This is a genomic window from uncultured Boseongicola sp. (assembly GCF_937988555.1).
GTDB lineage: Bacteria > Pseudomonadota > Alphaproteobacteria > Rhodobacterales > Rhodobacteraceae > Boseongicola.
Window position 1 is genome coordinate 1 of the sequence record NZ_CALJXO010000230.1, and the last position, 7542, is coordinate 7542.

General features: G+C 55.9%; 10 protein-coding genes. 7 read left to right on the forward strand and 3 right to left on the reverse strand.

Annotation, left to right across the window (positions count from 1 at the left end):
- The 3 genes from Q1B15_RS14045 to grxD form a co-directional block, all read left to right on the forward strand.
- The coding region (locus tag Q1B15_RS14045; RefSeq protein ID WP_299754596.1) for an AIR synthase related protein at positions 1-829 on the forward strand (829 nt) is incomplete at its 5' end.
- 132 nt (positions 830-961) lie between these two features.
- Positions 962-1198, forward strand: coding sequence for a BolA/IbaG family iron-sulfur metabolism protein (locus Q1B15_RS14050; RefSeq protein WP_299754598.1), 237 nt, complete (start codon positions 962-964; stop codon positions 1196-1198).
- A 15-nt stretch (positions 1199-1213) separates the two neighbouring features.
- The gene (gene grxD / locus Q1B15_RS14055) at positions 1214-1573 is read left to right on the forward strand and encodes a Grx4 family monothiol glutaredoxin (protein WP_299754600.1); all 360 of its coding nucleotides are present in this window, start codon (positions 1214-1216) and stop codon (positions 1571-1573) included.
- 81 nt (positions 1574-1654) lie between these two features.
- On the opposite strand, the gene rplI is transcribed toward grxD, so the two are convergent.
- The 3 genes from rplI to rpsF are packed head-to-tail and all read right to left on the reverse strand — an operon-like array spanning position 1655 to position 2931.
- The gene (rplI, locus tag Q1B15_RS14060) at positions 1655-2320 is read right to left on the reverse strand and encodes a 50S ribosomal protein L9 (protein ID WP_299754602.1); all 666 of its coding nucleotides are present in this window, start codon (positions 2318-2320) and stop codon (positions 1655-1657) included.
- Between the two features lie 13 nt (positions 2321-2333).
- Positions 2334-2561, reverse strand: coding sequence for a 30S ribosomal protein S18 (gene rpsR, locus Q1B15_RS14065; protein WP_093972166.1), 228 nt, complete (start codon positions 2559-2561; stop codon positions 2334-2336).
- Between the two features lie 16 nt (positions 2562-2577).
- Positions 2578-2931, reverse strand: a complete 354-nt coding sequence (gene rpsF, locus Q1B15_RS14070) for a 30S ribosomal protein S6 (RefSeq protein WP_299754607.1) — start codon at positions 2929-2931, stop codon at positions 2578-2580.
- Between the two features lie 207 nt (positions 2932-3138).
- On the opposite strand from rpsF, the gene Q1B15_RS14075 reads away from it, so the two are divergent.
- The 4 genes from Q1B15_RS14075 (at position 3139) to Q1B15_RS14090 (ending at position 7463) form a co-directional block, all read left to right on the forward strand.
- Positions 3139-3756, forward strand: a complete 618-nt coding sequence (locus Q1B15_RS14075; protein WP_299754609.1) for a hypothetical protein — start codon at positions 3139-3141, stop codon at positions 3754-3756.
- Between the two features lie 194 nt (positions 3757-3950).
- The gene (locus Q1B15_RS14080; RefSeq protein WP_299754611.1) at positions 3951-5174 is read left to right on the forward strand and encodes an aminotransferase class V-fold PLP-dependent enzyme; all 1224 of its coding nucleotides are present in this window, start codon (positions 3951-3953) and stop codon (positions 5172-5174) included.
- A 16-nt stretch (positions 5175-5190) separates the two neighbouring features.
- Entirely contained in the window at positions 5191-6612 is a 1422-nt protein-coding gene (locus Q1B15_RS14085) for a deoxyribodipyrimidine photo-lyase (protein WP_299754613.1), read from the forward strand.
- Between the two features lie 77 nt (positions 6613-6689).
- The gene (locus Q1B15_RS14090; RefSeq protein ID WP_299754615.1) at positions 6690-7463 is read left to right on the forward strand and encodes a 3-hydroxybutyrate dehydrogenase; all 774 of its coding nucleotides are present in this window, start codon (positions 6690-6692) and stop codon (positions 7461-7463) included.
- The last annotated feature ends 79 nt before the right edge of the window (positions 7464-7542 follow it).

The window sequence follows — 7542 nt, forward strand, 5'->3', positions numbered from 1 at the left end:
GATGTTGGCCTTCACATCCGACGTAACCCCTCGTTATGTCAATGCAAATCCATTTGAGGGCGGTAAACAAGCCGTCGCCGAAGCCTATCGCAATCTATCTGCAGTTGGTGCCACACCGCTTGCGACGACCGATAATCTTAATTTCGGTAATCCCGAAAAGCCCGAGATAATGGGCCAGCTCGTCGGCGCGATCAAAGGCATCGGCGCGGCCTGTCTTGCGCTGGATACGCCTATCGTTTCGGGCAACGTCTCGCTCTATAACGAAACTGACGGGCAGGGCATCCTACCTACCCCGACAATCGGTGCAGTTGGGTTGATTGCAACGTCGGACGCCTTGATATCGGGGCTGCCAGAAGACGGCGACATCGCTGTGATGATAGGCGTCACAAGTGGACATCTCGGCCAATCCGCGCTTCTTGCCGAAGCTTTCGCTCGGGAAGACGGCGACGCGCCCTACGTCGATCTGGACGCTGAGCGCCGCAACGGAACGTTCGTGCGCAACAGCGGTAAACTGATCGCCTCTGCCGCAGATTTGTCGGACGGAGGCCTGGCGCTTGCGGCCTTCGAGATGGCCGACGCGGCAAATATTGGTGTCAGGATGGCCACCTCTGACACAGCGCAACTGTTTGGCGAAGATCAAGCTCGCTACCTTCTCGCAATTCGCCCAGACAACGTGACGGAGCTTCTCGAAAAGGCTCAATCCTCCGGTGTGATCGCCACGAAAGTTGGCACTTTCGGCGGCCCCGAAGTTGCTTTCGCGGACATATCTGCACCGCTCAATGCCCTGTCGCACACCTTCCGTTCTGCATTCGCAGACAAGATCGCCTAGGTCCCATTCACCCTTTTCGAAGCCCCTCGGGGAGTTTGAGTGGCAGCGTAGCTCAGAAGTTGCGCCCCGAAACCTTGCAAGGACTTCCGTCTCGCTCTACATCAGTCTTAACGAAAAGGAGACCCTCCAACGATGCCAATGCAGGCCCATGAAATCGAAGCTTTGTTACGGCAGACTTTTCCGGATGCAAAAATTGCTGTCCAAGGCGACGATGGCGTCCATATGTCGGCCATGGTCGTCGATGAAAGCTTTCGCGGACAAAACAGGGTTCAGCAGCAACGCGCGGTTTATGCCGCGTTAAAAGGCAAAATGGATGGTGCAAACGGTGACCTTCACGCGTTAGCATTAACAACTAAAGCGCCGGAATAGAGATAGGAAAGACAGATGTCCGCTCAGGATCAGATCAAAGATACGGTAACCGCCAACGATGTTGTGCTTTTTATGAAGGGCACTAAGTCCATGCCGCAGTGTGGCTTTTCCAGCCGTGTGGTGGGGGTGCTGAACTTCATGGGCGTTGATTTTGCCGACGTGAACGTCTTGGCCGATGAGGCTATCCGTCAGGGCATCAAAGACTTTTCCGACTGGCCGACTGTCCCGCAACTTTATGTCAAAGGCGAGTTTGTCGGCGGCTGCGACATCATTACCGAGATGACGATGTCGGGCGAGTTGGATCAACTTCTGGAAAACAGTGGCGTGACATTCGACAAAGACGCCGCCGAGAAAATCCGCGAACACAACGGATAGACTAAGGCCGGCAACTATTTATCTTATAAAGAAAAAAGGCCGCTCGATTGAGCGGCCTTTTTTATATCTGATCGGATACGATCAAGTCTTTTCGTCAGCGTCCGATGCATCGCTTGCGCCGTCAGTTGCAGCCTCTTCAGACGCCTCCCTGCTGGACGAGGCGACTTCGCCCGATTCCAGATCATCAAGTTCGGCAGCGCCGATGTCCTCGAAGAGTTCAGCAATCTCAAGCTCGGCTGCGGCTTCGTCTTCCGCGGCTTGATCTGCCACGCTGATGCCAGATGCCTGAAGCTCGGCTTCTTCGGTCGAACGTGCAACATTCAGCTGAATGATTGCACTTACTTCGGGGTGCAAAACAATCGTGACCGTGTGTACACCCAAGTATTTAATCGGTGCATTCAGGATAACCTGCTTACGATCAACCGAGAACCCGTCTGCTGTCGCGGCATCGGCAGCGTCACGTGTCGTGACCGACCCGTAAAGCGACCCACCATCAGAAGCCGACCGGATCACGATGAACTGCTGACCGTCCAATTTGGCCGCCAGTGCTTCGGACTCGCCCTTGCTTTCAAGGTTTCGTGCTTCCAGCTGCGCTTTTTGCGCTTCAAACTGGCCAATGTTGGTCGCGGACGCCCAAAGAGCCTTCTTCTGTGGAAGCAGATAGTTGCGGGCAAAGCCGTCTTTGACGGTTACGATATCGCCCATCTGACCCAGCTTGGCCACGCGTTCCAAAAGGATAACTTGCATTGCTCAGGTCTCCTTATTTCACGGCGTAAGGCAGAAGGGCGAGGAAACGGGCGCGTTTTATTGCACGGGCCAGCTCACGCTGCTTCTTGGCCGAAACGGCGGTGATACGGGATGGAACGATCTTACCGCGCTCAGAGATATAGCGCTGAAGCAATTTCGAGTCCTTATAGTCGATCTTAGGTGCGTTATCGCCCGAGAAAGGGCAGACCTTACGACGGCGAAAAAATGGTTTACCAGCCATGACTTATGCTCCTTTCTTAACGGCGTTCACGACGAGCGTCACGCTCATCGGATTTGCGCATTTGAACCGAGGGGCCTTCTTCGTGGGCGTCGACTTTGATAGTCAGAACACGCATCACGTCTTCATGCAGACGCATTAGACGCTCCATTTCCTGGATGGCGGCCGCAGGTGCGTCCGTCTTGAGGAAGGCATAGTGGCCCTTGCGGTTTTTGTTAATCTTGTAGGCCATCGTTTTGACGCCCCAGTACTCATTTTCAACAACGTTACCGCCGTTGTCACTTAGGACTGTGCTGAAATGTTCAATAAGGCCTTCGGCTTGCGTGTTGGACAGGTCCTGACGCGCAATCATAACATGCTCATACAGCGGCATGTGATCTCCATCATTTTCAGGGCGCACTTCAAAGGACAAGGGCTCATCCGCCGCTCTCGTCCACGAGAGGCTGCGCCGTTCAAATAATCTTGCGGCGGATCAGTGGCTTATACACGTCCACATTCGTGATGCAACCCCGTCCCAAAGTTGCCCTTATTGGTTGTTAGTTCGGGATTAGATTTTGAAAACCAACGGGACTTTGACCTTATGGCATTGCGTAGCACAGGAAATGTTGACCCTGACAAACCGGGGCTTGAATTCATTAATATGCCTTGGGGTTTCCGTCTGCGGCCTGCCGACATGAAAGAAGATAAAGGCGAAACCCTGACAGAATGGGCGCTGATGTTTCTTGGCGGTGTTCTACTTCTCAGTGCGTTTGGTCAGTGGATTTTGCCTGGCAGCCTTTATGGCGGTGACATGATAGCAATGAAGTTGATGCTGACAGCAGTTCTGGGTGTTGCGGGCGGCTTGATTATTTCAATATCAGCGCGCGGGTTCCGCCCCGAAGTTCAGGTCGACCGCATGCGCCGGGAAATTCGATTTGTATCGCGCAATCCGCGCGGACGTGGCGAAATCCTCGCCACTGTCGAGATCGACCGCATCATTGGTGTGGGCATGACCAAATCCGTTGATGGGCCGGACTGTCATTGCCTGATCTATCTCATCAACGGCGAAAAGCCGTTGCGGCTTGCATCTGGCACCGAAAAAGAAATTAAAGCGATCCGCACGATCATGGATGATTATGTGACGCCGGCTCAGGAACGCCTAGCGGCCAAGATAGCAAACGGTAAAGCGGCCGGAGAACTCATGGCTGCAGCGGTCTGAAATCGCCCGGTTGAGGATGATTCTAAATATATTGCCCTAACGGGCTCCCCACTTTGTCAACATCCTCACGGCCCGTCAGGGCCTGTTCGAAGGATACAGGCGGCTGTCACGTAGCCGGGATACGATCGCTCCATTGCGTTCAAGAAGCACCCCAGCCATTGTGTCTCGGCATTTCGTTTTCAAAGGCTAAGACCGTGCAAGATCTGAATATCGATGTCGTCCGCTCCCACTTTCCTGCATTTCAAGAGCCCTCGCTGAGTGATCAGGCGTTCTTTGAAAGCGCAGGCGGCTCTTATCCGTGTCGTTTCGTAACCGAGCGCCTCGAGCGGTTTTACCGCGAGCGAAAGGTCCAACCTTATTGGGCGTTTCCCGCAAGTCGCGTCGGCGGCGAAGAAATGGATGAAGCCCGAACCCGGCTTGCAGGCATGCTGGGTGTCGAAGATGACGAACTTAGTTTTGGCCCATCGACCACGCAAAACGTTTATGTTTTGGCACAGGCCTTTCGCGAGTGGTTGGAACCCGGCGATGCGATCATCGTGACCAATCAGGACCACGAGGCCAACACCGGCGCATGGCGTCGCCTTGCGCAAGCCGGCTTCGAGGTACGCGAGTGGAAGGTTGATCCGGAGACCGGCCATCTGGATCGCGATAGACTGGCGCCACTTTTGAAGGGCGCGCGGCTTTTGTGCTTCCCGCATTGCTCAAATGTCATCGGAGAGATCAACGATGTCGCTGAAATAACCCGTCAGGCGAAAAGTGAAGGCGTTGCCGTTTGTGTCGATGGCGTCAGCTATGCGCCGCACGGCTTTCCAAACGTCGCCGAGCTTGGCCCTGATATCTATTTGTTCTCGGCCTATAAAACCTATGGGCCCCATCAGGGGATTATGGTGGTGCGCCGCGCATTGGGCGAAGCGCTCCCCAATCAGGGCCACGACTTCAATGGTGGCGCGCTTTACAAACGCTTCACACCGGCAGGCGACGATCACGCCCAAGTTGCCGCCTGCGCTGGTATGGCCGATTACATCGACACGCTTTACGCCGAAATGGCCGGGCCACAGGTGAAAGCCGCAGCACGCGCCGCAGCGGTTCACGATGCAATGCGCGCCCGCGAGATCAAGCTCCTCGAAAAACTGCTCGATTTCTTGTCGACGAAGAACTCGCTACGCCTGATTGGTCCTAACGATGCCACCAAACGCGCGCCCACGGTCGGCGTTCTGGCAAACCGTCCCGGTGAGGACATCGCCAACGATCTTGCCACTCACAACATTAATGCAGGTGGGGGAGATTTTTATTCTCCTCGCCCGCTGAAAGCGATGGGTATCGATCCTGCTCATGGCCTGTTGCGTTTGTCGTTCACGCATTACACATCCGACGGTGAACTTAACCGCCTGATATCGGCGCTAGATCACGTCTTGTGATTTGATCGAGGATAAAATGGCAGACAAATCTCCCGTCATCTGGTGGGTGCGGCGCGAATTGCGCTTGCACGACAATCCGGTTCTGCAGGCATGCCTCGACATGGGCCGCCCGGTTATTCCGGTGTTCATTCTCGACGAGGTTTTTGAAACTTATGGTGCCTGTCCGCTTTGGCGGTTTGGCCTTGGGGCCGAAGTATTTGGCGAGACGCTGCAAGGCCTCGGTTCCAAACTGATCTTCCGGCGCGGTAAGGCCCTCGACGTTTTGCGCGATGTTATGGCGGAAACAGGTGCTGCCAACATCCGCTGGGGCAGGGCCTATGACCCTGAGCAAATCGCCCGCGACAAAGAGGTGAAAGCCGCCCTCAGCGAAGACGGGTTTGATGCGTCAAGCATCTCAGCCCATCTACTCTTCGAGCCTTGGAGCGTCGAAACCAAAACTGGCGGCTACTACAAGGTCTATTCGCCGTTCTGGCGCGCCGTCAAGGACACCCATGTCCCCCAACCCCTTCAATCGCCTAAGGCAATCCCTGCACCGGCCAGTTGGCCCGGCTCAGAAACGCCTGCCAAATGGAACTTGGCCGGCGCCATGAACCGCGGCGCCGCAATCACGCGCCAACATCTTAGCCTTGGGGAAGACGTCGCCCTTGCACGCCTTCACCTCTTCACCGATGAAAAGATCGACGCCTACAAAGCCCGCCGCGACTTCCCTGGTGAGGACGCTACATCCGGCCTTAGCGAGAACCTCGCATGGGGCGAGATTAGCCCGCGCGTCCTTTGGCATGCAGGCCATCGAGCGATGGACGAGGGCAAAAACGGTGCAGAACATTTCGTCAAAGAAGTCGTCTGGCGCGAGTTTGCCTATCACCTGATCTGGCACACCCCGCACATTGTCCGCGACAACTGGCGCGAGGGCTGGGATGTATTTCCGTGGAATGAAGACGAGGACCACGAGAACGTGAAGGCCTGGAAGCAAGGCCGCACTGGTATCCGCTTTGTTGATGCCGCCATGCGCGAAATGTATGTGACGGGGCGGATGCACAACCGCGCACGGATGATCGTCGCAAGTTACCTGACCAAACACCTCATGTCCCATTGGCGAATTGGACAACACTGGTTTGAACACTGCCTGACCGACTGGGATCCGGCCTCAAACGCAATGGGCTGGCAGTGGACTGCCGGTTGCGGCCCGGACGCGGCGCCCTATTTTCGCATCTTCAATCCGGTAACGCAGCTCGACAAATTCGATGAAGATCGTGTGTACGACAAAGCATGGATCGCCGAGGGCAAAGTAGAGCCGTCTCAATCCGCGCTCTCATACTTCGACGCAATTCCGCAAAGCTGGGGTCTTTCGCCTCAAACCCGCTACCCTGAACCAGTCGTCTCGCTGGAGGCAGGTCGCGCTCGTGCTTTGGACGCCTATTCCAACCGCGATTTCTAAGTGGTGTCTCGCGCCTGACGTCCCTATGCTGCGCCGCAACAACAATGCCGCACTTGCGAACTAAAGGAGCCGCGATCATGTCCCTCAAAGGAAAAACCGCCGTTATCACCGGTTCCAACTCAGGCATCGGCCTTGGTGTGGCCCGGGAATTGGCGAAGATCGGCGTGAACGTCGTTCTGAACTCTTACACGGACGGTGAAGACGACCACAAACTTGCAGCAGACATCGCGTCAGAGTTTGGCGTGACCGCCCGCTATATAAGAGCCGACATGTCGAAATCCGGCGATTGCCGCGCGCTGATCGAAAAGGCTGGCACCTGCGATATCCTTATCAACAACGCCGGCATCCAGCACGTCGCCCCGGTGCAGGATTTCCCGATTGAAAAGTGGGATGCAATCATCGCGATCAATATGTCGTCGGCCTTCCACACCACCGCTGCCGCGCTTTCGGTGATGCGCGATGCTGGCTGGGGCCGGGTGATCAACATCGCCTCCGCGCACGGCCTGCGCGCGAGCCCGTTCAAGTCTGCCTACGTCACGGCAAAGCACGGCGTTGTAGGCATGACCAAAGTCGTCGCCCTCGAGACCGCGAAAGAACCTATAACAGCAAACGCCATTTGCCCCGGCTACGTTCTGACGGCGATGGTCGAAAAGCAAATTCCCGCAACGGCGAAGGAATACGGGATCTCGGAGGATGAGGCGATCGAGAAGGTAATCCTTGCCAAACAGCCCTCGAAAGAATTTGTCACCGTGGAACAGCTTGCCGGGATTGTTACGTTCCTGTGCTCGGACGCCGCCTCGCAAATCACCGGAACCACCATCGCCGCCGACGGCGGTTGGACCTCACAGTAAGCGCGCCCCTTGACAAAAAAAGTCAATCTCGCCCTTCAGGGAGGCGGAGCGCATGGCGCGTTTACCTGGGGCGTGCTTG

Coding starts and splice junctions, on each gene's coding strand:
- Q1B15_RS14050 (WP_299754598.1), top strand. CDS start 962: ATGCCAATGCAGGCCCATGAAATCGAAGCTTTGTTACGGCAGACTTTT.
- grxD (WP_299754600.1), top strand. CDS start 1,214: ATGTCCGCTCAGGATCAGATCAAAGATACGGTAACCGCCAACGATGTT.
- rplI (WP_299754602.1), bottom strand. CDS start 2,320: ATGCAAGTTATCCTTTTGGAACGCGTGGCCAAGCTGGGTCAGATGGGC.
- rpsR (WP_093972166.1), bottom strand. CDS start 2,561: ATGGCTGGTAAACCATTTTTTCGCCGTCGTAAGGTCTGCCCTTTCTCG.
- rpsF (WP_299754607.1), bottom strand. CDS start 2,931: ATGCCGCTGTATGAGCATGTTATGATTGCGCGTCAGGACCTGTCCAAC.
- Q1B15_RS14075 (WP_299754609.1), top strand. CDS start 3,139: ATGGCATTGCGTAGCACAGGAAATGTTGACCCTGACAAACCGGGGCTT.
- Q1B15_RS14085 (WP_299754613.1), top strand. CDS start 5,191: ATGGCAGACAAATCTCCCGTCATCTGGTGGGTGCGGCGCGAATTGCGC.
- Q1B15_RS14090 (WP_299754615.1), top strand. CDS start 6,690: ATGTCCCTCAAAGGAAAAACCGCCGTTATCACCGGTTCCAACTCAGGC.